General features: G+C 54.0%; 22 protein-coding genes and 1 tRNA gene. 11 read left to right on the forward strand and 12 right to left on the reverse strand.

Annotation, left to right across the window (positions count from 1 at the left end; translation table 11 throughout):
- Window positions 1–7 precede the first annotated feature (7 nt).
- The 4 genes from BLU89_RS13840 to BLU89_RS13855 are packed head-to-tail and all read right to left on the reverse strand — an operon-like array spanning window position 8 to window position 4,514.
- On the reverse strand, window positions 8–1,378 hold the full coding sequence (locus BLU89_RS13840) for a Coenzyme F420 hydrogenase/dehydrogenase, beta subunit C-terminal domain (RefSeq protein ID WP_074737434.1): 1,371 nt from the start codon (window positions 1,376–1,378) through the stop codon (window positions 8–10).
- On the reverse strand, window positions 1,375–2,604 hold the full coding sequence (locus BLU89_RS13845) for a polysaccharide pyruvyl transferase family protein (RefSeq protein ID WP_074737435.1): 1,230 nt from the start codon (window positions 2,602–2,604) through the stop codon (window positions 1,375–1,377). Before BLU89_RS13845 ends, BLU89_RS13840 begins: the two co-directional genes overlap by 4 nt.
- 7 nt (window positions 2,605–2,611) lie before the next feature.
- The gene (locus BLU89_RS13850; RefSeq protein WP_176797709.1) at window positions 2,612–3,451 is read right to left on the reverse strand and encodes a class I SAM-dependent methyltransferase; all 840 of its coding nucleotides are present in this window, start codon (window positions 3,449–3,451) and stop codon (window positions 2,612–2,614) included.
- A 16-nt stretch (window positions 3,452–3,467) separates the two neighbouring features.
- The gene (locus BLU89_RS13855; RefSeq protein WP_143030586.1) at window positions 3,468–4,514 is read right to left on the reverse strand and encodes a glycosyltransferase family 2 protein; all 1,047 of its coding nucleotides are present in this window, start codon (window positions 4,512–4,514) and stop codon (window positions 3,468–3,470) included.
- A 285-nt stretch (window positions 4,515–4,799) separates the two neighbouring features.
- Between BLU89_RS13855 and BLU89_RS21340 the strand changes: the two genes are divergently transcribed.
- The 3 genes from BLU89_RS21340 (at window position 4,800) to BLU89_RS21630 (ending at window position 5,879) form a co-directional block, all read left to right on the forward strand.
- Window positions 4,800–5,168 (forward strand): hypothetical protein, encoded by a 369-nt coding sequence (locus BLU89_RS21340; RefSeq protein WP_143030587.1) that lies wholly within the window; start codon window positions 4,800–4,802, stop codon window positions 5,166–5,168.
- Entirely contained in the window at window positions 5,168–5,434 is a 267-nt protein-coding gene (locus tag BLU89_RS21625; protein ID WP_218129426.1) for a type I restriction-modification system subunit M N-terminal domain-containing protein, read from the forward strand. The genes BLU89_RS21340 and BLU89_RS21625 overlap by 1 nt, the downstream gene beginning before the upstream one ends.
- A 61-nt stretch (window positions 5,435–5,495) precedes the next feature.
- Entirely contained in the window at window positions 5,496–5,879 is a 384-nt protein-coding gene (locus tag BLU89_RS21630) for an N-6 DNA methylase (protein WP_218129427.1), read from the forward strand.
- A 330-nt stretch (window positions 5,880–6,209) separates the two neighbouring features.
- Here the strand turns inward: BLU89_RS21630 and BLU89_RS13870 are convergent, their stop codons facing one another.
- A complete protein-coding gene (locus BLU89_RS13870; protein ID WP_074737439.1) occupies window positions 6,210–6,761 on the reverse strand; it encodes a recombinase family protein in 552 nt (183 codons plus the stop codon).
- A 597-nt stretch (window positions 6,762–7,358) separates the two neighbouring features.
- Here BLU89_RS13870 and BLU89_RS13875 point away from each other — a divergent pair.
- Window positions 7,359–7,997, forward strand: coding sequence for a hypothetical protein (locus BLU89_RS13875; RefSeq protein ID WP_074737440.1), 639 nt, complete (start codon window positions 7,359–7,361; stop codon window positions 7,995–7,997).
- A gap of 49 nt (window positions 7,998–8,046) precedes the next feature.
- Here BLU89_RS13875 and BLU89_RS13880 read toward each other — a convergent pair whose 3' ends face one another.
- Complete coding sequence (locus tag BLU89_RS13880; RefSeq protein WP_074737441.1) at window positions 8,047–9,417, reverse strand: tyrosine-type recombinase/integrase; 1,371 nt, start codon at window positions 9,415–9,417, stop codon at window positions 8,047–8,049.
- Window positions 9,418–9,514: 97 nt separating this feature from the next.
- A tRNA-Arg gene (locus BLU89_RS13885) sits at window positions 9,515–9,591 on the reverse strand.
- A 114-nt stretch (window positions 9,592–9,705) separates the two neighbouring features.
- Here BLU89_RS13885 and BLU89_RS13890 point away from each other — a divergent pair.
- Entirely contained in the window at window positions 9,706–10,731 is a 1,026-nt protein-coding gene (locus BLU89_RS13890; RefSeq protein ID WP_074737442.1) for a LacI family DNA-binding transcriptional regulator, read from the forward strand.
- A gap of 6 nt (window positions 10,732–10,737) precedes the next feature.
- The gene (locus BLU89_RS13895) at window positions 10,738–11,949 is read left to right on the forward strand and encodes a winged helix-turn-helix domain-containing protein (RefSeq protein WP_074737443.1); all 1,212 of its coding nucleotides are present in this window, start codon (window positions 10,738–10,740) and stop codon (window positions 11,947–11,949) included.
- 6 nt (window positions 11,950–11,955) lie between these two features.
- Here BLU89_RS13895 and BLU89_RS13900 read toward each other — a convergent pair whose 3' ends face one another.
- Window positions 11,956–12,855, reverse strand: a complete 900-nt coding sequence (locus tag BLU89_RS13900; protein WP_074737444.1) for a helix-turn-helix transcriptional regulator — start codon at window positions 12,853–12,855, stop codon at window positions 11,956–11,958.
- A gap of 163 nt (window positions 12,856–13,018) precedes the next feature.
- Window positions 13,019–13,453, reverse strand: coding sequence for a homoprotocatechuate degradation operon regulator HpaR (hpaR, locus tag BLU89_RS13905; RefSeq protein ID WP_074737445.1), 435 nt, complete (start codon window positions 13,451–13,453; stop codon window positions 13,019–13,021).
- Between the two features lie 180 nt (window positions 13,454–13,633).
- Between hpaR and BLU89_RS13910 the strand changes: the two genes are divergently transcribed.
- Complete coding sequence (locus BLU89_RS13910; RefSeq protein ID WP_074737446.1) at window positions 13,634–15,043, forward strand: pyridoxal phosphate-dependent decarboxylase family protein; 1,410 nt, start codon at window positions 13,634–13,636, stop codon at window positions 15,041–15,043.
- Here the strand turns inward: BLU89_RS13910 and BLU89_RS13915 are convergent.
- Entirely contained in the window at window positions 15,040–16,182 is a 1,143-nt protein-coding gene (locus BLU89_RS13915) for a DUF3095 domain-containing protein (protein WP_074737447.1), read from the reverse strand. The genes BLU89_RS13910 and BLU89_RS13915 overlap by 4 nt on opposite strands.
- Window positions 16,183–16,326: 144 nt before the next feature.
- Between BLU89_RS13915 and BLU89_RS13920 the strand changes: the two genes are divergently transcribed.
- The 3 genes from BLU89_RS13920 to BLU89_RS13930 all read left to right on the forward strand — a co-directional run bounded on the left by BLU89_RS13920 (window position 16,327) and on the right by BLU89_RS13930 (window position 19,685).
- The gene (locus tag BLU89_RS13920; protein WP_074737593.1) at window positions 16,327–17,499 is read left to right on the forward strand and encodes an MFS transporter; all 1,173 of its coding nucleotides are present in this window, start codon (window positions 16,327–16,329) and stop codon (window positions 17,497–17,499) included.
- 17 nt (window positions 17,500–17,516) lie between these two features.
- Entirely contained in the window at window positions 17,517–18,551 is a 1,035-nt protein-coding gene (locus tag BLU89_RS13925) for a glycosyltransferase family 4 protein (protein ID WP_074737448.1), read from the forward strand.
- 111 nt (window positions 18,552–18,662) lie between these two features.
- Entirely contained in the window at window positions 18,663–19,685 is a 1,023-nt protein-coding gene (locus tag BLU89_RS13930) for an aspartate-semialdehyde dehydrogenase (RefSeq protein WP_074737449.1), read from the forward strand.
- Window positions 19,686–20,579: 894 nt separating this feature from the next.
- Here BLU89_RS13930 and BLU89_RS13940 read toward each other — a convergent pair.
- Both BLU89_RS13940 and BLU89_RS13945 read right to left on the reverse strand, forming a co-directional pair.
- A complete protein-coding gene (locus BLU89_RS13940; protein WP_074737451.1) occupies window positions 20,580–21,116 on the reverse strand; it encodes an SRPBCC family protein in 537 nt (178 codons plus the stop codon).
- A gap of 101 nt (window positions 21,117–21,217) precedes the next feature.
- Entirely contained in the window at window positions 21,218–21,868 is a 651-nt protein-coding gene (locus BLU89_RS13945) for a carbonic anhydrase (RefSeq protein ID WP_074737594.1), read from the reverse strand.
- 143 nt (window positions 21,869–22,011) lie between these two features.
- Between BLU89_RS13945 and BLU89_RS13950 the strand changes: the two genes are divergently transcribed.
- Window positions 22,012–22,401, forward strand: a complete 390-nt coding sequence (locus BLU89_RS13950) for a hypothetical protein (RefSeq protein WP_074737452.1) — start codon at window positions 22,012–22,014, stop codon at window positions 22,399–22,401.
- The last annotated feature ends 13 nt before the right edge of the window (window positions 22,402–22,414 follow it).

Genomic DNA, 22,414 nt, shown 5'->3' on the forward strand with positions numbered 1-22,414 from the left:
GACGCCTTCACTTATTCTTCAAAAGTTTTTTAGTGCGGGACGCGATGAGGCGCGGAGAAAAAGTCAGAAACAGGTATTCCCCTATTTGAATTGGTACGTAGAATGGTCGCAAGAACGTCCATTTGCGAATTTTAATCTTGTATAGGTCCACAAAAGCATAAACATGCTGATGCCAAGACCGAGCGCCCTTTACATCATCATATAGCTTTAACTCTGGTGCCACTATCCCGAGGCGGCGAGCCATATTTCTGGTAACGTCTGCATGACGTCGATTTTCGAGCGTATAACCTTGGGACGCTACAAGTTCATCCCGGCTTAGCTGTTCGCTACATATAATACCGTCCGCAACAGCGTTCTGCAGCAACTGCTCGCCCGTATCAGTACGGGCGATAACGGCTGAATAACCAGCGCTTTCCTTTTCCTTAAAGCGGGTCAAATGTGGATCACCCACAGCAAGATCGGCGAAGTCCGATATTTGGTCAGGACAAATTCTGCAACGTGGCAACATCCAGTAGCCCTGAAAAGAGACCATGTAGCGCAGGATATTCCAGCGGCTATTGCCGCGAATCCGAGGTATCCGCTGAATCTCGGAAGAGTTTTTCTGCTTCAAGGCAATTTGGCCTGGCCATACCCCATCCCGATAGTCGATTTCCTCGACATTTTCTGCCTCCACGCCAAAATTGGAGAGGTAGTGACCAATACCAGAATAACGGTTTATTCCACCACAGAACAATCCGATTATCGCTACGCATCTCTGGGCAATGTCGTCACGATACGCCATCACGCTTCGCATTGCGGACACTTCACAGGGCAGGCCAACAAAAGCAAATCGCTCGTTGCTCTCCGCCAGTTCTTCAAGTGCCGCCCCAAAGTTTACCGGATGGTAATGGGAGCCTGCAGAGTTTCTCAGATCATCGGAATATCGAGCGATTTGACCTTTGCCATTATGCGGATCAAGTCCTGCTGTGCAATAAGCAAAATCAATGATATCTTCGTTCAACCAATGCTGAAGAAGAGCTGTGGTTACACCTCCCGACGCGGCAAATTTCCGCACAGTTTCGTCTGTTGCGTAACCAGCCTGGATGGATTTTGTTACACCAACGAAGCCATCTTCTGGCTGCTCTCCAAAGACGTCTTGCGAAAGCGCTTTCATATCGACCTTGGCGCCCGGACAAACACGCTGCTCTAGACTGGCGGCGTCTGAGCTTGCAATAGTTGGGACCCAGGTTTCCTCATCCTTAGACCAAACAAGGTCAACTTTTGAAGTCGCTTCAGCAAAGGAGAGTGGAATAGAGCACATGCCGCAGCCAATGCAGCGGCCGGATGAAACAACCTCATCCAGTTCATTAACAGCAATTGTAGAGGACGAAGCAGTCATAGTTTTTCAGCTTTCAATATGGAAGCAATGCTAACTGCTGATCGATCATAGCAGTCCTGCGCAACTTCAGACATCATTAGCTTGAGATCATCCTGTCTGTCCAACAAACCTAGTAGGTGTTCACAAAGTGAATCGGTCGAAAGTTCAGAATAGTCTAAGCTCATTTGCCCAGCTTTGAAGGGCGCTGCCGCTTCCTGGTACTTGTGACTCCAGCCAACAATGACGACCGGTACGGCTTGGGAAAGGGCAGCAATCATGGAATGAAACCGACATGCAATAAATGCATCTGCTTGGGCAACCAGTGCGCGGGCCCAGCGTGGATCGCCCTGTGCATCTAGCACCGCAATATTCAGACTGTGGTTTGCTGCGACGTGATCTTTGATCGCAGTTACGATCTTTAAATCGTCATTCTTAGCGATTCCAGTGTCAGTAGAATGCGGTAGAAGCGTGCAATGAATGCCTCTGTCATGTAGGGTTTTGACCACTTCGCTCAAAATTTCAACCAGATCTTTGCCGACGCTCTCGCAGTACTTTTGCACCACCGCGCTAGGTGAAATCATCACCATCCTTTCACCTTTGTCTCGGCGCAAATGTCGGGCAATTTCTTGCCTTGCACGGAGCTTCAAATCCGGTTGGACATCTAATGCGAAGCTGGTATCTGGAACGTACTCACATTTCTGAAGGCCGAGTTGGTGCAGATGTGCGAGCGAAATTTCACCCCTAGCTATAACTTTGGTGCACTTTCTGAGCACCCATTTTGCAGCAAAACGATTAACGGGATTATTGAATGGCCCCATAGCCTGAGAAAGTTTGTGGACAGGCTTGCCGAAGAAAAGGCCCGGCAAGGTTACTGCAACATTGTAGGCCAAAAGCGGGAATCCGCGCCCGTCAATGAAGGCAACCCCAGACAGATCAGCCACTGCATCAATATCGGAGAAGTGTTTTAGCACTGGAACTTGCTTTGCAATTTCTTTAACCAGCCGGAAACGACGAAACGGCCAAAAAAGCAAGCAGAAAGGTGCAGCAACTAGCATCAATGTACGATAATCCGCCGCAACAATTTCTGCCTTATCGACGGTATGCGCTACAGCGGCATCCTTGGTTGGGAGAATGGATGCAAGTTGAAATCTTGTAAGGTGTGGCAACAACACATCCTGCACAGCACACAACATGGCTGTGCCCCCGAGGTTTCCGGTTCGGGTAACGCCGGTCACAATCAGTTTCATCTGACTTCTAGGTCCTTTTCTTGCAAAGAGTAACCGTCGCAATGTCACCGGTGTTAAGTGTGACGTTCCAATTGGGCACCAGTTTGGTAACGATTGGTTCTAGGAAATGTAACCGAAAACTCCGTACTGCTTTGATGGCGATGAAGTTTAGGCTTACCTTCTTGCTCTCTGTACGTATGTCTTGCAACTCAAAGCCAGCACGCTCGATCAATTGTCGAATGCTCTGGCGAGTGAAAAAATGTAGATTTACAGGTGGAATCATTAGAGCCCAGCGAGCGCCCATTAATCGAGCAATTTTAGCGTCAATCATGGGTAAAGTCATGACCAGAGAACCGTCATCTTGAAGCAGTGTGAAGCATTTCTCCAACACCTCCGCAGGCTGATGCAAGCTTGCGAGAACATCCCAAAGAGTAATCAAGTCATAGGAAGCACCCTGAAAGTCGGTTGCGACGAAATCGCCCTCAAAAATGGTGAAACCAGCATCCCTTGCTTTACTTGCCGCAACAGTTGAAAATTCAACACCATCGATGGCGAAGCCTTTTTTCCGGGCAGCTCGAAGAAATGCACCATTTCCTGCGCCGATGTCGAGCACCCGCCCACTACAAGTTCGTGAAAGATTTTCCGCCCGCTCCCTGGCATTGCGGTTTATAGGCGATGTTGCGCTTTCAATTGCCTGTTGATCGCTGGCGAAAAAGCCATCGGTATAGATCTGAGATAGATATTCAAGATCTGATCTGCCGATTGCAACGCCATGACCGCATTGATCGCAAATCTTGATATCATAGCACTCACGATGATCCAGATATGGCGTAACAACCCGCATCCGCTCCTGCAATTTCCCGCTCACGCATGAGGGGCACTGATCAGGATTTAGGGTGTATGTAGAGCCAGTCATTATATCGATAGTCCATTTCAAAGCTATTTAGCCACAATTGAATGCTGACAATTGTCGTCATTCCGAAAAATATCGATGCAGTTTGCGAGATGCTTCCGACAACGAATAGCTTCACAATAATATAAGCCATTAAAAATAGGCTCAAAATCGACGCGAAAATCGCGAGTGCATAAAACAAAACTATAGGGTGACCGTGCCGAAAAGCATATTTATTTAAAACACGGAAAAAAAACAACCTAATCAAGAGTAATACGATGGGAAGTATTACCTTGTGTGATTTCATTTTAGACTGCCACTCGGAACCGTATACAGCAGTGATAGGCACGTCGCAAACACGCATATCTGCCGTGTTTAATCGAACTAAATAGTCATTTGGGCAACCGTAGCGCGGATAGCATTTACCCCAATCGACCGCTAAAAGTGCCCGGCGATTTATCGCTGTATAACCGCCTTGGGTGTCGCTGACGTGCCAATAACCAGAAACGATTTTTGTCAGAATAGATAAGACCAGATTGCCAAACAGGCGGTGCCTTGGAATTTTGGATAACTCCTCACGACCACGGAGGAAGCGGTTCCCCTTCGAATAATCTGCCCGGTCATCCACGATTGGACGAATGATGTCGGGAAAGTCGATGGGGTCCATTTGGCCGTCACCTGCCATCACAACCGCTATGTCCTCACCGTTTTTTATGACTTCTTGATAACCCCGTACAATTGCTGCGCCCACTCCGGAGTTCTTCTCCAAGTCAATCAGTACGACACGGCTATCCAAAGAGGATTTTTGTTGAACTACCTCAGCAGTATTGTCAGTGCTTTGATCATTAACGACATAAACCATGTCAACTTCAGTTGGCATTGAGTCAATGACTCCCTCAATGCGACCAGCTTCATTGTAGGCTGGCACGACAACCGCAATCTTCTGGTTTTCAATCATATCGAGTAGCTTCCATAACAGTTTCCATAGCGAGTGACCTACATCCGCGCCACCTATATCGCCTAGAGATTTGGATGCCAATCAGTCTTCTTAAACTGGATCGCAATTGTTGGCGGCTTATCGTCATATTTGATTCAATTTTCTAATATCAGCGCCAACGGGACAGTTTAAGTTGATTGATAAGAGAGCGTTGGGGCTCATCGTATGCTCTGTTGAGGAAGGGGTTTTGCTCAATTGATGGAGGGGTGGCGCCGGGTAGCTCCTTAAACGGAGCGCTAACGCCATTGCCAAATCTGCGAAGGATGGAAGGATGGAAGGTCAGAAATAATGCAGAACGGGCGCGTTTGTCGTTGGATGGAGATGAGAGTGGTCCAAGCTGACGCGTTGGGAAACTACGACCACCCCGCAACGCATCAAGGCGATCTAAGTAGATCTAAGGCTGCCAACTTTGCTACAATGTCGTCGCGCTGCCCAATTTCAACTATGGTTTTCGCAAGCCAGACAAGTTCAGTAGCTGTTCGAGCATATGCGCCGGTCGTGCTGAAACTTCCCAAAATGCCTCTTGACCGTGTCGAAGATGAACGTGGTGTTACCCCAGATTATCTGGACATGCCCGATGGCAAAGTAAGCGAAACAGTCATGGGCCAGCATACATTCCGCATGAAGGGCGTTGTTCCATTTGACTTACTGCAGGTCTTCGAAGCGGAACAAACGAAAGGAAATGAGGCGCCCTGATGAACAACGAGCAGCTTGTCTCCAAGGTCTGGAACTACGCGCACGTGCTGCGTGATCAGGGCGTTTCCTACGGCGACTATGTTGAGCAGATCACTTACCTCCTGTTCCTTAAGATGGACCAAGAACGGGTTGATCTTTTGGGGGAACCCTCGTCGGTGCCCGTGGAGTGGAACTGGTCACACCTCGCGGGAAAGTCCGGTGATGAGTTAGTGAGCTTCAATACCGGCACACGCTCGAAGAACTTGCCAAGCAGAGTGGCCTTATAGGCACGATCTTCCGCAAGTCCCAGAACAAAAACTCAGCCACCCCGCCAAGATGACCCGTGTGGTGTCCCTCATCGACAGGGAAGGGCCGTGGATAGACATCGGCGTAGATGTGAAGGGTGAGATTTACGAGGGTCTGTTGGAGCGCAATGCATCCGAGGTGAAATCCAGTGCTGGCCAATACTTCACCCCTAGACCTGTCATCGAAACCATTGAGAAATGCGTGGACCCCAAAATAGGCGAAACCGTCAGTGACCCTATGGACGTACGTCTGGATAGAGAGACCATAGAACTTACCTGTGTATCTACTGGCCGCTTGAGAAATGTTCTTCCGCCCCGACTTTCTGGGCTGTTCACGAAGCAACTTAGGGTCGCACAGAATGTTCCTGAGACCAGCATCTACAAGCACGTAAGACAGGATGTGTCGCATGACGCCAAGACGCTCTGAAGGAGCGACGGAATAGACCATTTGCTCCAAGTCTCTCGCACGCTCGTAATGCGTCCTAGACCGCCCCTTGTTCTCTAAAGCACGGTCGCCTCTGGCTGTGTTCTTACTGCCTGCCTTCTTGCATTTGACTGAGCAATACTTCTGGTTAGACCTTCTAGCTTCAAACCTATGGCTGCATCTAGCGCACGCCTTAAGGTTAACTCCGACCTAGTAGCGAGCGTTCTGTACGGCTAAAGTGGGGGTGAATTGGTTTCTGCTTGTATGAGCGATGACTGTTGCTCACTGGCCGCTTACTTTCTGCATGTATGGGGGTGAACTGCTTTCAGCACCTCAAGCCGTCTCTTTGGCCAGTCTGTAAACCGTGGCTCTGCTGACCTCGAAGTCCCTTGCGATCTGGGTCGGCTTCTCGCCTTTCTGGAACGCTTCACGAATAGCCGCTGCCTTAGTCTCGTCCATGGCTGGGCGTCCTTTGAATTTCCCTTCTGCCTTGGCCTTAGCAATCCCTTCACGCTGCCTCTCAAGCATCACCTCACGTTCAAACTGAGCAACAGCCCCGAGGATAGTCTCAAGCATCTGTGCGGTGGCGCTGTCGTTCATCATGGGCATGTTCATGATGTGCAGTTGAACGCCCTTGCATGAAAGCCGCTTGCGAATATCGATGAGGTCAGGGACCGAGCGCGCCAGACGGTCCAGCTTAGTGACCACCAGAATGTCCCCTTCACGGGCAAAGTCTATGGCGGTCTCTAGTTGGTCTCTCTGCTTCACACTACTGACCTGCTCAGCAAACACCTTCTCACAACCATGGTCTTTAAGCTCGCGCTGCTGCGCTTCAAAGCCTGCGATCTGGTCTGCTGTCGACGTCCGCGCGTATCCGATTAGCATGTGCCTGTCTCCGAGAGTGTATCGTTAACCTTATAGAGTTAAGTAAGAATGTGTGCTTTAAGTGTCAACCCCACTTAAATGAGACAGTATCTGAGGGGTTGGCACCCGTCTTGTTACACTCCGGTCAAATGAGACCCATGCGTTCAGGATGCCTTTGGGCACCTTCTGTGGTGGGTGAACGTCAGGGCATAACGTCCAACATCAACGAACACCTCACCGGGTCCCTCACGGGTCACCTTAAAAGGAACTGAACGGGTCTCACGCTCAACGAGCAAGTCAAAAGGGCCAAAGCGAAAGTCAAAGATGATCATGGGTCAATACCTCATTAAATGATGTGCATCAGGAGCGATGCGCGCTTAACTTGGCTCAGCGTCAAAGGACAGTCAACCTATTGTTTTTATTGCATTAACGGGAATTTCCCGTAGGTGGAGAGAGTTGGTCCTGAGGTGGCCCCACCGGGGGGTCTGCGCGGCACTATGTATAATCTCTGGTACTCAGATTTTTTTGCCGAAATATTTTGCCTTTTATCGTTTGGGGCTTTCGTTCATGGTTTTTGTAGAGCCCTTCGGGTCCAGATAGACAGTAGGAAAGCATGGAATGGATACTGGACAGCGGGTAGTAGAAGCGATGGCCGCAGGAATTGAGGGCGACATCGCAAAAGGCATGTCATTCATCTGTCCGGCAATCGAAGCAACGGTGCGAAAAACCCTGAAGAAGTCGAAAGTGAGTGCGTCGGAGTACAAAGACTTCGTGCGGGAAAATTACTGGGTTATCGAGCCTTTCATCGGTTCTGGTATGAACTTCGAAGAAACGGTTTTCCCTGAAATAACACTAAAGACCGACAATGGACGAATAATACCAAAGCCTGACTTTGCGGACTTGGTATACAATGTCTTTCGGTGTTCATTGATGCACGGGCACGAAATAAGCGAAGAGTTCACTTTCACAAAAAGCGAAACCCAAGGGTCGAGCGTTTGGGCCATTTCCCTTGAGGACGGTCACATCCACATGCCTGACAAGGTGCTCTGGGCGCTGGTAGCATGTGTCGTGTTCAATAAAGTCAATCACGACATTGTAACGAAGACCAGTCTGCATCTTTCATGGGGTGGCGCACCTGTCGAGAGGGACCCTCCATACCGATTTGAATTGGATGTCTTTTGGGGCGGTGAGAGTGTTGTCCGACGCTTTCTGTCGAAAAGGGAGATACTACGTGTCGCGATGAAATTGGCGAAATAAGTTAGATGCTACACCCAGCACCACCGCTGCGACTGCTCGGCGGTGTATCCTAGAGCCCCTTAAGGTACCCGTCGCTTTTCATCCTATCCACAATCCGGCGCTGTACCTCCCGCAATTCATCGCGACCCAGCCCGTGATTATATATCTCGCTGGACCTACGCTCATCCTTAGCCCAACCCCCTAGCTGTTCCGCATCGCTGTCCGACACACCTGCCCTGTGTGCGAATGTCCGCCATGTGTGTCTCAGCGAATGAAAGTCCAGCAATATGTCACCCTCGGGCTTGCCTATGACCTCGTCCCTGAGGCGACTGTATGCCTGACTGGCTTGCTTACTGTTGCCTGTCCGTTTGTCCAAGCTAAACGCGCCCAACAAGCGCCCATTGGTCCCCGCGTCCGCACAAAGTTGGCTTACCATCGGTTGCAGTTCGGTCGGAATTGGTATCCAGCGTGTGGCATTGTTTGTCTTACCGACGACAATTTTGAACCCGCCTCTATCCTCGTCCACATCCTGAACATTCAATCGCACCAGTTCAGAAATACGCGCACCCAGCAACAATCCTAATCTAACCATCGCGCCAACTGGTGTTTGCTCTGAGCGCGCCGCAAAGAGGGCTCTGGTCTGGTCTGGAGCATACATTGCCCGCTTGCGTGTCGGCGTAGCTGCTTCCCTTGTCAGACTATCATCCAACGTGAACGGCGTCGCTTTCTTATGGGTCGTTTTCTTCCTTGAAACACACCACTTCCAGAACGTCCGGAGTTGGGTCATGTACTTCTGGATGGTAGCGCCCGCAAGTGGTCGCGCGGTCCGCTCACTTACAAGGTCACCGAGAAACTCACGGAAGGTCTCTGCGTCCACTTCTCCAACGTCATCGACATAGTGGTTTTCGATAGGCTGGCCTAAGTAGTCCACTAAGTACCTAACTGCCGTCCTGAAATCATTGATTGTAGACCCGCGTAGTGGCTCGTAGCCCGCAGCATTCCCCGGCGCTCTGGCTTCAATATACGCCTCAACCATCTCAGCCAGTGGTTTGGATTTGGCCATACCCCGTTTCCCAAACGCATCTCGCACTGCGCTGGGCGCTCTCCCGACCTCATCATAGAACACACCACGCGCCAATATCGCAGCCTCTGGGTCTGGGTCCGCCATTGCCTCCGCCCATCGGTCTGCAGCAGCAAGGCTGTAACGGTTCCTGCCCAGCGCCTGCAGTTCTAGCTCTCGAACCTTGCTCAATTCCACATCGCGCAACTTACGTGCCGTCGCTTTGTGCTTAACGCCTCCAAGGCTTCTGATGATGTTTCGACCAAAGGTTTTGCCTGTCTCGGGGTCGGTGGTTCCCTTTAGAACTTTGGGCGTAGACATGCGAAACCGCCACGCTGTACCGGGTCCACGTGGCTGCTCAAGGTTCCTATCATTACTCATGGTCTGCTCATTCGTAGTGTAAAATCGTGGTGTAACTCTACCACACCCGTAACACCACGCTTGATATATCGTCAATAAAATAAGGGTTTGGGAAAATTGGCGACCCCGGCAGGATTCGAACCTGCAACCTGCCCCTTAGGAGGGGGCTGCTCTATCCAGTTGAGCCACGGGGCCGCGTTCCGCTTTCTGTAGCGGGCTTTTTTCGGGTTGTCATGAGTTTTGCGTAACAGTTGAACAGATTGCCCTGTTCACGCTACCATCGGTCAAACAAACAATGCAGGTACTCCGGTGACAACAGAAACAAAACGTCCGCTTACCCTTCGTGATGTCTCGGAAGCGTCCGGAGTGTCGGAAATGACCGTAAGCCGGGTGCTGCGCAATCGCGGTGATGTGTCGGATGCCACCCGCGTCCGCGTTCTGGCGGCTGCAAAAAACCTGGGATATGTGCCCAACAAGATCGCCGGCGCGCTGGCCTCAAGCCGGGTGAACCTGGTGGCGGTGATCATTCCATCGCTGTCGAACATGGTTTTTCCCGAGGTTCTGACAGGCATCAATCAGGTGCTGGAGGATACCGAATTGCAGCCCGTGGTTGGCGTGACTGACTATCTGCCCGAGAAGGAAGAAAAGGTTCTGTACGAGATGCTCTCGTGGCGGCCTTCGGGCGTGATCATCGCCGGGCTGGAACACACCGAGGCGGCGCGTACTATGCTGGATTCAGCCGGTATTCCAGTGGTCGAAATCATGGATACCGATGGCAAGCCCGTCGATGCGATGGTCGGCATATCACACCGTCGCGCCGGGCGAGAGATGGCGCAGGCGATCCTGAAGGCCGGATATGAGCATATCGGCTTTATGGGCACCAAAATGCCGCTGGATCATCGCGCGCGGAAACGGTTCGAAGGCTTTACCGAAGTGCTGGGCAAGCATGGGGTCGAGATTGAGGACCGCGAGTTTTATTCGGGCGGCTCGGCTCTGGCCAAGGGGCGTGAGATGACCCAGGCGATGTTGGACCGCTCACCCGATTTGGATTTTCTGTATTATTCCAACGATATGATCGGCGCTGGCGGGTTGTTGTATCTGTTGGATCAGGGCATTGATGTGCCCGGTCAAATCGGATTGGCCGGATTCAACAACGTTGAGCTGCTGCAAGGTCTACCGCGTAAACTGGCCACAATGGATGCCTGCCGGACCGAGATCGGCCGGACCGCGGCCGAGATCATCGCCGCAAAACTCGCCGAGCCGGACGCGGAGGTCGAAACCCGCGTCACACTGACCCCCAAGATCAGTTATGGTGACACGTTGAAACGGCGCTAAAACGGGATGGCATTGCAACGGCTGGACAATCGCGCCGCGCGCGCCCTGTTCATGGATCGCCATGCGCTGTTGGAGCAACCCACAGGAGGGTCGAAAGGTGAGGATCTGCTGCAGCTGATCCATCGTCTGGGCTTTGTCCAGCTTGACAGCATCAACACGGTCGCACGCGCCCATGACATGATCCTGTATGCGCGCAGACCCAGCTATCGCGCGCGCCATCTCAAGCAATTGTATGAACGCGACCGGGCGCTTTTTGAGCATTGGACTCATGATGCAGCCGTCATTCCGATCGAATTCTATCGCCACTGGCACCTAAGGTTCCTGCGCGACGCCGATATGCTGAAAGCGCGCTGGAAGAACTGGCGGCGTGACGGGTTTGAGCAGAAATTTGAAACGGTTCTGCAACATATCCGTGACCATGGTCCGGTCGGGTCGTCCGACGTGGGCAAGGACGAAAAGAAAGGCTCGGGCGGTTGGTGGGACTGGCACCCGTCCAAGACCGCGCTGGAATACCTCTGGCGGTCCGGCGCCTTGACGGTTGTAGGGCGCGATGGGTTTCAGAAACGCTATGATCTGACCGAGCGTGTGTTAGATGCGCATCTCTGCCCCGGTGATACGTGCGATGCCGAGGCGACTGTCGATTGGCTGTGCAATGCAGCGTTTGATCGGCTGGGCATTGCCACGTCCGGTGAGATCGCTGCATTTTGGGATACGGTCAGCGCGACAGAAGCAAAGATCTGGTGTGGGCAGGCTCTGGCGCGCGGCGATATTGAAGAAATCGGCCTTGAATGCGCAGATGGGAGAGAGCGTAAAGTCTTTGCCCGGCCCGGCACCTGCGAACAAGCTGCGGCATTGCACGATGCGCCAGGGCGGATCAGGATTCTCAGCCCCTTTGATCCGATGCTGCGCGACCGGAACCGGGCCGAGCGTTTGTTTGGGTTCCACTATCGTATTGAGGTGTTTGTCCCCGAACCCAAGCGCATCTATGGCTATTATGTCTTCCCGTTGTTGGAAGGGGATCGACTGATCGGGCGCATCGACATGAAGGCGCAGCGTGACCACGACTTATTGCACATTCGTGCAATGTGGCCTGAACGCTCGGTCCGCTGGTCAGATACACGGACCCGGCGGCTGCAGGCCGAGCTTGACCGGGTTCGGAGATTTACTGACCTGGGTAAGGTCACGTTTGCGGATAATTGGCTAAAAAGCCCCAAATAGAGCCTATTATTTTGTCAGAAACCCATGTTCATCCACAAGATTCCGCAAGTCTTTCAGTGACGCCTCCGGGGTTCGTCCCGATGTGTCCATCTGTGCGTTTGCCCGTCCGTACAACGCCTCGCGACTGGCCAAAATGCACTTGAGTTGCTCCATCGCCCTGGGGTTTCCAGCCATCGGACGCTCATCGCCCTGGGCTCTCACTCTTTCCATATGCTCGGTCGGCGAAGTCCGCAGCCAGACGGTATGAAACCGGCTGAGCAGCGTGGTATAGGTCGAGGGTTCGGAAACGATCCCGCCCGCAACGGCCAATACCATGCGATCATGCTCCGTGATAACTCGATCCAGCGCCTGTGCTTCAAGATTGCGATACCCCTCCTGCCCGTAAAAGGCCATCACTTCGGACAATGGCATCCCGGCCATTTCCTCAATCCGAGCCGTCAGCTCGACAAAGGGTAGCCCAAGCGAGGCACCAAGCATGGCACCCAGAGTGGACTTACCCGCGCCTCGCAAGCCAATCAGGCACACACGTTGCGCCCGAGCGTCGTCGTCAGGTCGAGGGCGTAACACCTGAATAACGCTTTCTCTCACGTCATCGCTGGCCTTCCGGAATAGCTCCTGCATCTGCCAAGCGTCCGAATCCCATGGATCGTCTTCTCCGATCAGCCATTCGGCCTTATAGTCCAACGCCCGTGCAATACGCTGCAGAACACCGATCGAGATATTGCCTGCCCCCGCTTCAAGCTGAGCCAAATAGCGAGGCGAAACGCCCGAGCTTTCCGACAGCACCCGGCGCGGGATGCCGCGTATCTGCCGGGCTCGGCGCACGCGCGCGCCAACAAGTGCGCTTAGGTTCTGCGATCCAGCGTCTTCAGATTGCGCCGGGTTTGGCGGCTTGGGCCCATCCATCTCCAACAAACCGTTTGTTCAAAGTACTTCGCAGGCTACGACGCGAAGACCGGGCGGGCAACGGATTTTGCTTTCTGATCCAGTAAGCTTGCCGCCGACAGCGATCAGCTCGGTTATTTGACTCAACAAACGACCTTTATTAGAGCCTGATACGTAGGTGAAATTAGCCTTCCAAGTCGTGAAGCTCACCCAGAAGATCCAGCAGCATCTCATGCCGCTCAGCCCCCAACCGGGAGCGCGTGTGCTCCGCCAGCTGCAACATTTCCGGCAAGTTGGCATGGATAATCTGCAACCCATCTTCGTTGATCTCGACAATCTGACGGCGACGGTCTTTGGTGTCAGGCTTCCGAACGATCAACTTCTTGTCTTCCAGCTTTTTCAGAATGCGCGTCAGGCTGGGCAGCAGAAGACAGGCGCGCACAGCGATCTGAGTCGGTTCCTGCGGGCCCTCTTCCTGCAGAACACGCAGAACACGCCATTGCTGTTCGGTAACGCCTGCATCGGCCAGTACGCCACGGATCGGGCCCATCACCCTCTCCCGTGCGCGCAATAGCGCAATCGGTAGTGAACGGGACGTCAGTGGCAAATTCTTCGACATAAGGAATTTTTACGCAATTCCAGTTGTTTCGCAATAGATCGTTGGTTTAGTCGTTTCGATCACACTACAATTTACTTAACTTGTTTAATATATACATTGAGAACTGTAGATGAAGGTGTTGTATGGACTCCGGCAAAGGCGGGGGCCTGCTGGTATGGCACTGATGATGGAGAGCCAGAGATGAAGTGGGACGAATTTTCCGACTGGGGCAAGAAAATTGCGGATTGGACGCAGGATTATCATCTGAGCGTCGGCAAAAAGCCTGTGCGTGCCCGGACCGAACCCGGTGATGTTCTGAACGCCCTGCCCGCTCATCCTCCCGAGCAAGGTGAAGCGATCGAAGATATCTTTCGCGATTTCGAACAGATCGTGATGCCCGGCATCACACATTGGCAGCACCCTCGGTTCTTTGCCTATTTCAATTCGAATGCCTCGGCCCCATCGGTGCTGGCCGAGTTTCTGGCCAGCGCCATCGCGCCGCAATGCATGTTGTGGCAGACCTCACCCGCTGCGACCGAGATGGAAACGCGGATGATGGACTGGCTGCGCACCGCACTGGACCTGCCAGATGGGTTCGCAGGTGTCATTCAAGACTCGGCCTCCTCCGCGACGCTGGCAGCGGTGCTGACCATGCGTGAAAAAGCCATGAACTGGCAGGGCAATAGCCAAGGTTTGTTCAGTCATAAACCACTGCGCATATACTGCTCGTCCGAGGTGCATACATCGATCGACCGCGCCATATGGGTTGCCGGCATCGGACAGGACAATCTGATACGCATTCCGGTTCAAGGCGACTGGCGCGGGATGAACCCGGAATCACTGGAAGCAGCGATTCAAGTCGATTTAGACTCTGGGTATCAACCAACCGGTGTTATTCTGTGTGTGGGAGGAACTGGAACCGGCGCAACCGATCCGGTAGATCGCTGCCTTGAGATTGCGCGGAAGTACGGGCTCTATACCCATGTCGATGCCGCATGGGCAGGGTCGGCAATGATCTGTCCCGAGTATCGCCATTACTGGCCCGGAATCGATCAGGCCGACAGCATTGTCTTCAACCCGCACAAGTGGCTGGGCGTCCAATTTGACTGTTGCGCGCATTTTCTGAAAGACCCCGATGATCTGGTCCGCACACTGGCAATCAGCCCCGAATATCTGAAGACCCACGGCAAGGATGGCATCATCAATTACTCGGAATGGTCAGTGCCGCTGGGCCGCCGCTTCCGTGCGCTGAAACTGTGGTTTGTCATCCGCACCTATGGGCTAGAGGGGCTCCGCCAACGGCTGCGCAATCACGTCAACTGGTCGGTCGCGCTGCATGATCGGCTGGCGGCCGAACCAGATTTCCGGATCGTCACGCCACCGATGTGGTCGCTATGGACCTTCCGATATGAGCCGGACGGCGCCGTCGATTTGGATGACCTCAACCTGCGACTCGTGAATGCAATCAACGATGACGGCCGAATATACCTGACCCAGACCCGCGTGGATGGAGATCTGGTGATCCGTTTTCAGGCTGGTCAATTCGAAACCACAGAACAAGACGTCATGATGGCATATGACGTGATCACCGAGATCGCACGCGGGATTTAAGCCCGCATTGCCGCCGCGGCCTGAGTGTAACCGCCCGAGGCTCCGTCGACGAAATGTACGTGATCGTCGCGCGTGGCCGAGGGCACAAAGCAGGTCATCATAGCTTCTTGCTGGGCGTGCAGGCCATATCGGATTTTGCCCTGCGCCTGTGCCTGTTCCAACATTCGGGTGATCTGCTCCAAGGTGGCCGGATCACAATCCAACGTCATTTTCAGCCCGTCATCGAACTTGCGGAAATCAGCGTTTCGGCTGACCATCTCTTTGTAGTGGTTGGGTTCGAACTGCCCCAGGCGTATCCCGGTTTTGAACAGCAACCCAATCAACATATTGCCAATTGTAAGCCGTATCTTCTGGACAATCAGATTGCGCCCGGCGCGTGAAACATGGGCGTCGATATCAACGCCTGGCGGGGGCCAACGCATCGGCGGACCTTTTGAAGGTACCGGGTGACCGGCGCGCTCCAACCCCTCGGCCGCTGACAGAACGGATTGGGCCAGAGCGGAGAAATCTGCCTCACTCGCCTCAGATGTTGGTTGAATCACCAAAGATACGATCTGACCATGACGGGCCGGACTATTGGACCAGCGACAGGACAGACCGGTCAGATCGGGTTGCGCGTCAGGTCCGGCCTGTTGAATGATAAAGTGCCCTGATTTCATCTGCGCTTCGGCCCAGGCCAAACCACCGCCCGTAAACATCGCATAGTCAACACCGCTGGATGGAGCGTAGCGGGCGACCCGCAAATCGCGCCCCCCGGCGCGGATATCTACTACGGAAACCAGCGCCGCGCGCAGTGTGATGGCGAATTCTGATTCGGCCCAATTTTGTAGAGACGCCAACGTTTCTCTTGCGGTTTCTGCATCCTGCCCCGGCACCACAAATCCAGCACCATCGCCGCCGAAGACATAGGGGAATACCCGCCCGCCCAGCGCATTAATCATGCCTGATATTACCGCGGCCCCAACCATGTTGACGGTCTTGTATCGCCCACGCGCGACTTCTCCGGTCGAGTCCACGATATCTGCCACCCCCAAAAACCATGTATCAGGCAGAGGTGTGAACTGGGCGGGATCGCTGAGGCGCAGGAAGTTGTCCGAAATTGGAACAGAATCATAAAACTCAAGGTCCGAAGGGGGCATGTTGCTCTCTGAAAATGCTAAAACTGATCAGAAGATAGCCCAATTGTTGAGGATGTCTGCCCCTATCAAATGTCTGGTGCGCTTGTGCAGGCCCAATCGACGTGCCAAGCATCGCATCAAGGCATTCGGGCGAAGGGGCAGAAGATGCAGGCAGGGTTGGTGGTATTGTGTCTGGCCTATGTGCTCAGCCAGTTTTTCCGCGCCTTTCTGGCCGTACTGACCACTGATCTGGGCAGCGATATCGGCGCATCGCCCGAAGATCTGGCCTTTGCCTCGGGCCTTTGGTTTCTGATCTTTGCGGCAATGCAAATCCCGGTGGGGTGGGCGCTGGATCGGATCGGCCCAAGGCGCAGCACTGCCGCGCTGTTGCTGATCGGCGGCGGGGGCGGAGCGGCGCTGTTCGCCATGGCAACAACTCCGTTCCATGTGGCACTGGCTATGGCGTTGATCGGGGTCGGATGCTCACCCGTTCTGATGGCGTCTTATTATATCTTTGCCCGAGAGTTTCCACCTGCGAAATTCGCCACGCTGGCTGCTGTGATGCTGGGCGTGGGCTCAGTCGGCAATTTGGTGGCGTCCTACCCCACGGCGCTCGCGGTCGAGCTGATGGGCTGGCGTACCACGCTGGCCGGGCTGGCGGTTGTCTCGGCGATTGTCGCAACTGGCATCTGGCTGACGGTGCATGATCCCAAGCGGGTCGAGACCGCGCACAAGGGGTCACTTTTGGACCTTCTGAAGGAACCCGCCCTGTGGACGATCCTACCGCTGATGCTGGTGGCATATGCCCCCTCGGCAGCCCTGCGCGGACTTTGGGCGGGGCCTTACTTGCGCGATGTCTTTGACCTCAGCACGACACAGATCGGGCAGGCAACACTGATCATGGGCGCCGCTATGATTGCGGGAACCTTTGCCTATGGGCCTTTGGATCGCATCCTGAACACGCGCAAATGGGTGATCTTTGGCGGTAACGCGCTGGGAGCGGCGGCTTTGGGATTGCTATGCTTGTGGATCGATGGCGGCGTCTGGATATCGGTTCTTCTTCTGGCGATCATTGGGTTTCTGGGCGCCAGCTTTCCGGTCATCATGGCCCATGGGCGGGCTTTTATCCCGGCGCATCTGGTCGGGCGCGGCGTCACTTTGCTGAACCTGTTTGGCATTGGCGGGGTCGGACTGGCGCAATTTGCCACCGGACGCATCCACGCGGCCAGCATCGAAATCAGCCCAACGGCACCATATTCAGCAATTTTTGCGTTTTTCGCTGTCACTCTTGCTATTGGCTGCGTGATCTATCTATTCAGTCGGGACAGCGTGGACTAAGGGACCGGAGGCCGCCCGTGCAGGACATTGAGGTGATTGCGCCCAATCTGAAACATTCCCTGTCGGGCGTGACAACCACGGTGATCCGGCTGTTGCCGATCCAGGACAAAATGATCGGTATACGCGCCACTGGCCCCGGCCTGCCGGATGAATTACCCCATATCAGACTCTGGAAACTGTTGTTGCTGCCCAATCGCAAACGGGTCTGGCACGCGCGTCGAAATACTGAGATGCTGATGGGCCTGTTCCTGCGCACGGTGTTCCGGCGCAACTACAAACTGCTGTTCACCTCCGCCGCGCAGCGGGATCATTCCGGGTTCACAAAACGGCTGATCCGTAAAATGGACGCGCTGATTGCGACGACGCCTCAGGCGGCCTCGTTTCTTGAACATCCCGCAACGGTCATAATGCATGGTGTGAATACCGAGCTGTTCCACCCGTCTGAGGACAAGCAAGCCCTGCGTCAGAAGCTGGGCCTGCCCGAGGGTGTGCTGATCGGATGTTTTGGCCGCATCCGCCCTCAGAAAGGGGTCGATCTGTTGGTTGAGGCCGCGCTAAAGGTTCTGCCCAATCATGCGGACGCCCATGTGATCTTCACCGGCCGCGCCACCAAAGAATTCGAAGCATTTCAGACCGAACAAGAACAAAAGTTGCAAGACGCAGGTCTTGGCGACCGTGTTCATTTTCTGGGTGAGCGTCCCTGGGAAGAAATCGTCGAAACCTACCGCGCGCTTGACCTGTTCGTCGCCCCCGCCCGCCACGAAGGATTCGGCCTGACCCCGATCGAGGCGATGGCCTCGGGCGTGCCGGCCATTGCTTGTCACGGGGTCGGCGCGTTCAGTGCGCAAATCAAAGATGGCGAAACCGGGCGGCTGGTCGAAAAAGACAACGCAGCAGCGTTGGCCGGGGCGTTGGAGGACATGCTGCAGGACCGCGCCGCGCTCGCCGCTGCAGGGCAGGTGGCGCGCGCGCATGTCGAACAAAACTTTCGAATCGAAGGTGAGGCGCAGGCGATTGTGAAGGTCTATCGACACCTTCTGGACGAAGGCTAGCGCCTGCAACCGTGACAAATCGGTGTGGGCAGGTGAATTAAAGCCCGAAAGCCCTTTTTTCTTTGCCGCAACGCAGCTATGAACGCGCGTCCTTAACTTTGGAGACATGAAATGGGCTATCGCGTCGTAGTCGTCGGCGCCACGGGTAACGTGGGCCGCGAAATGCTGAACATCCTGGCAGAACGCCAGTTCCCTGTCGATGAACTTGCAGCACTTGCAAGCCGTCGTTCGCTGGGTACCGAGGTGACTTTTGGCGACAAGACACTCACGACCAAAGACCTGGACACGTTCGATTTCACCGGCTGGGACATGGCGCTGTTTGCCGTGGGCTCTGAGGCCACTAAAGTCTACGCCCCCAAGGCGGCCAAGGCTGGCTGCGTGGTGATCGATAACTCATCGCTTTATCGCTATGATCCGGACATTCCGCTGATCGTGCCGGAATGTAACCCCGAGGCGATCCATGGCTACAAGAACAAGAACATCATCGCCAACCCCAACTGCTCGACCGCGCAGATGGTTGTCGCGCTGAAGCCGCTGCATGATCGCGCACGCATCAAGCGCGTTGTTGTGTCAACCTATCAGTCAGTGTCGGGTTCCGGCAAAGAGGGCATGGATGAACTTTGGGATCAGACCAAAGCCATCTACAACCCCACCACGGACGTGCCGCCGAAGAAGTTCCAGAAACAGATCGCCTTCAACGTCATTCCGCAGATCGACGTCTTCATGGAAGACGGCTCGACCAAGGAAGAGTGGAAGATGGTTGTCGAGACCAAAAAGATCGTCGACCCGTCGATCAAGGTCACCGCAACCTGCGTCCGCGTACCGGTATTCGTCGGCCACTCTGAGGCCGTGAATATCGAGTTCGAAGAATTCCTGGACGAAGACGAAGCCCGCGACATCCTGCGCGAAGCACCTGGCATCATGGTGATCGACAAGCGCGAGGATGGTGGCTACGTCTCACCCATCGAATGCGCGGGCGATTTCGCCACCTTCATCAGCCGCATCCGTCAGGATTCGACCATCGAGAATGGTATCAACCTGTGGTGTGTCAGCGACAATCTGCGCAAGGGCGCCGCCCTGAACGCGGTACAGATCGCTGAACTTCTAGGCCGTGAGGTTTTGAAGAAGGGTTAAGGCCCGAACCGTAATCTCTGGCTGAGTAAACCCCGCTGCACCGCCAGTGGGGTTTATTGTTTTGTCGATAGGCGGAGTGTTCGGAGCGCACAATAACCCTTCTCTGCATTCGCAACGCCCAGCACTAGAAACAGCGGCATTGCGGACAAAGCCGCCATTCACCTGTAATGCTTGATGTCTGTTTTTGGAGAGCTCACCTAGGAAGTAGTAGTTCCCCATTCTCCAGTTGTTCTTCCAACTCTGGCCGAAAATAAACCTCTGCCTGTTGTTCTTCGCCCCGACATGCTCCGATCCACTCACCACTGTACCTTTGTAGCGCGTCGCTAATGAACGATACGGCAGTGCTCTGCTGCTTCTTTGATGAAAACCCTCGGTCGATGGCGATGGGATCATATCCGCTAGAAGGATCGAAGTGGGCTTCCCCCAGTGACCTGTAGCCATTTGTTAATTGAGAACGATAGATCGGTATACCGAGCGATCCTATGACCCAAGTTGTTGAATACTTTGGACCTCGATAGACGCTGGGCGGGAAGGGCCTGCCATTCTTTTGGGCAATCTGCATCCTTATACCGTCGATCTCTATGTAGACGAACATAACACTGTCCATCCCCCGGTTTGCATCGATGAACCGAATTGAGGTCGTTGGATCATTGGTTACAATCGCCCCGGAAAAATAGTCGTACCAGAAATTCAGCCCAATAGAGGATCGGTAAACACGAGGCTTGCACTCAAGTTTCACATTCGGATCAGGTACGCGCCTGCTAGAAGTTTGTGTCAACTAATCCACCGAATTTGCTTATTAACACATTCGTTCTAGCAGACATATGCGCCTAGCGCAGCACAAGTAGTTCGGGCTCAAAGCAGACATCGAAGAGATACTCACAATCTGCTGTTTCACCCCTGCCCCTCGACCAATGCCTTGAGGTTTTCCAAGCCGCGCTCATAATCAGCGCCCACCCATTTATCCATCATCAAACCCATCCAGCGGGACATGGGGTTCATGCCCAGTTCCGAGACGAAGCCCCACGTCACCTGGGTACCCGAGCCTTCGGATTGCAACTGGAACGAGGCGACGGCAGTACCCATGGGACCAAAATCCAGTGCGGTTCTGACGGATTGATCCGGGTTGCTTTCGATAATTTCCTGTGTGCCGGTGCCCACCTGCGGGTTCTCAGAACTCCAACTCAGCGTATTTCCGACCCCGGCATCCGGGCCAGTATAACTAAGCTTGGTTTCCGGGTCGCGCGACAGCCAGGGTGACCATTTCTCGGTCTCTTGCATCGAGTTCACATAAGGAAAAATCGCAGCAGCAGGGGCGTCGATGGTGATGCTGCGCGATACCTCGGCCTTGCCGGGCAGAAGATAAGAGACCCCGACAAGCGCCAGAACAATCACAATCAGGATGACAAAAATACGTTTAATCAATCGCATGGGTCCAATCCGATTCCAACCAAGTCACTCGGATCATAACAAAAATGGCGCGAAATCAGAAACCTGATCCGCGCCATTATGTAATTCTCTGCCCGATTCCGTCAGACTTCAGAAAATTTACCTTCTTTCGGATCATAACACTGCAGACCGCCTTCGCCGATATCAGTCCATAGCCCATGCAGGCTGAGCGATCCTGCCTCAACGGCGGAAGACACAAACGGGAAGGTCATCAGATTCTCAAGCGAGGCCACAACGGCCTGACGTTCGAGCTGACGGGCCTGATCGGTGCTGTCTTCGACATCGGCGACCAGATCAAACTTTGGCTTTAGGATATCCATCCAACGGCCGACAAAGCTCTCTTTTGCTTCCAGCTGTGGGGCCTGACCTTTGCACATATCGATACAGCCCTGCACACCCCCACACTGGGAATGACCCAGCACGATCAGATGGGCAACTTTCAGGGCAGTCACCGCGTATTCGATGGCGGCACTGGTGCCGTGGTGATCCCCGTCCGGCGCGTAGGGCGGCACCAGATTGGCGATGTTGCGATGAATGAAGAACTCACCCTGATCGGCGCCGAAGATCGAGGTTACATGCACCCGGCTGTCACAGCATGAAATGACCATCGCACGGGGGCGTTGCCCTTCGGTCGCCAGACGCCGGTACCAGACTTGATTTTCGGAATAGGTCGTTGCCTTCCAGCCATGGTACCGTTTGACCAAGTAGTTCGGCAAAGGTTTGGCAAAGTTCATTTTCATGCCCCTGTAAATTTGACTGGCTCGCTCTGTAACCCGAATTCGCACAAAATTCGAGACATTATCCCGCTGCACGGCAAGGAATTGCAAAGGTATTTCAGGACAGGGTTGCCACATGCCGTGGGGGCATATCAATTGGGGTGAATGTGGTGGATAAGATAATCACGCTTGAACAAAAAGAATCCGTACGTCTGGACCCAGATCGGCTGAGCAGCCTGTACCATCAGCTCGGCGATACCAATGCGCAGGACGTGTTATGCCGCACTGTCGAGGAACTGGCGGTTCGCCTGTCCAACTGCGAACGGTTCTGGCGAAAACGGGATTGGGTCGGACTGCGCAAATGTGCCAAATCACTAATCGCCATATCCGAGCAGGTCGGGATGACCGCACTGGCGCGTGTGGCCGGCGACGTGGCACATACGGTCGATAGCGGGGATGCGGTGGCAACAGGGGCTACTCTCAGTCGCCTGATCCGGGTTGGAGAGCGGTCACTGACCGCCGTCTGGGATCAGCAGGACCTGTCGGTCTGAGGGGGGTTGCGGG

This window comes from Ruegeria halocynthiae (assembly GCF_900106805.1).
Lineage (GTDB): Bacteria > Pseudomonadota > Alphaproteobacteria > Rhodobacterales > Rhodobacteraceae > Ruegeria > Ruegeria halocynthiae.

What these genes read in the sequence shown, in the direction of transcription:
- hpaR (WP_074737445.1), bottom strand. Translation starts at nt 13,453, where the DNA reads ATGTCGAAGAATTTGCCACTGACGTCCCGTTCACTACCGATTGCGCTA.
- BLU89_RS21625 (WP_218129426.1), top strand. Translation starts at nt 5,168, where the DNA reads ATGAACAACGAGCAGCTTGTCTCCAAGGTCTGGAACTACGCGCACGTG.
- BLU89_RS13895 (WP_074737443.1), top strand. Translation starts at nt 10,738, where the DNA reads ATGGCATTGCAACGGCTGGACAATCGCGCCGCGCGCGCCCTGTTCATG.
- BLU89_RS13920 (WP_074737593.1), top strand. Translation starts at nt 16,327, where the DNA reads ATGCAGGCAGGGTTGGTGGTATTGTGTCTGGCCTATGTGCTCAGCCAG.
- BLU89_RS13870 (WP_074737439.1), bottom strand. Translation starts at nt 6,761, where the DNA reads ATGCTAATCGGATACGCGCGGACGTCGACAGCAGACCAGATCGCAGGC.
- BLU89_RS13945 (WP_074737594.1), bottom strand. Translation starts at nt 21,868, where the DNA reads ATGAACTTTGCCAAACCTTTGCCGAACTACTTGGTCAAACGGTACCAT.
- BLU89_RS13915 (WP_074737447.1), bottom strand. Translation starts at nt 16,182, where the DNA reads ATGCCCCCTTCGGACCTTGAGTTTTATGATTCTGTTCCAATTTCGGAC.
- BLU89_RS13875 (WP_074737440.1), top strand. Translation starts at nt 7,359, where the DNA reads ATGGATACTGGACAGCGGGTAGTAGAAGCGATGGCCGCAGGAATTGAG.
- BLU89_RS13940 (WP_074737451.1), bottom strand. Translation starts at nt 21,116, where the DNA reads ATGCGATTGATTAAACGTATTTTTGTCATCCTGATTGTGATTGTTCTG.
- BLU89_RS13900 (WP_074737444.1), bottom strand. Translation starts at nt 12,855, where the DNA reads ATGGATGGGCCCAAGCCGCCAAACCCGGCGCAATCTGAAGACGCTGGA.
- BLU89_RS13840 (WP_074737434.1), bottom strand. Translation starts at nt 1,378, where the DNA reads ATGACTGCTTCGTCCTCTACAATTGCTGTTAATGAACTGGATGAGGTT.
- BLU89_RS13910 (WP_074737446.1), top strand. Translation starts at nt 13,634, where the DNA reads ATGAAGTGGGACGAATTTTCCGACTGGGGCAAGAAAATTGCGGATTGG.
- BLU89_RS13930 (WP_074737449.1), top strand. Translation starts at nt 18,663, where the DNA reads ATGGGCTATCGCGTCGTAGTCGTCGGCGCCACGGGTAACGTGGGCCGC.
- BLU89_RS13845 (WP_074737435.1), bottom strand. Translation starts at nt 2,604, where the DNA reads ATGAAACTGATTGTGACCGGCGTTACCCGAACCGGAAACCTCGGGGGC.
- BLU89_RS13880 (WP_074737441.1), bottom strand. Translation starts at nt 9,417, where the DNA reads ATGAGTAATGATAGGAACCTTGAGCAGCCACGTGGACCCGGTACAGCG.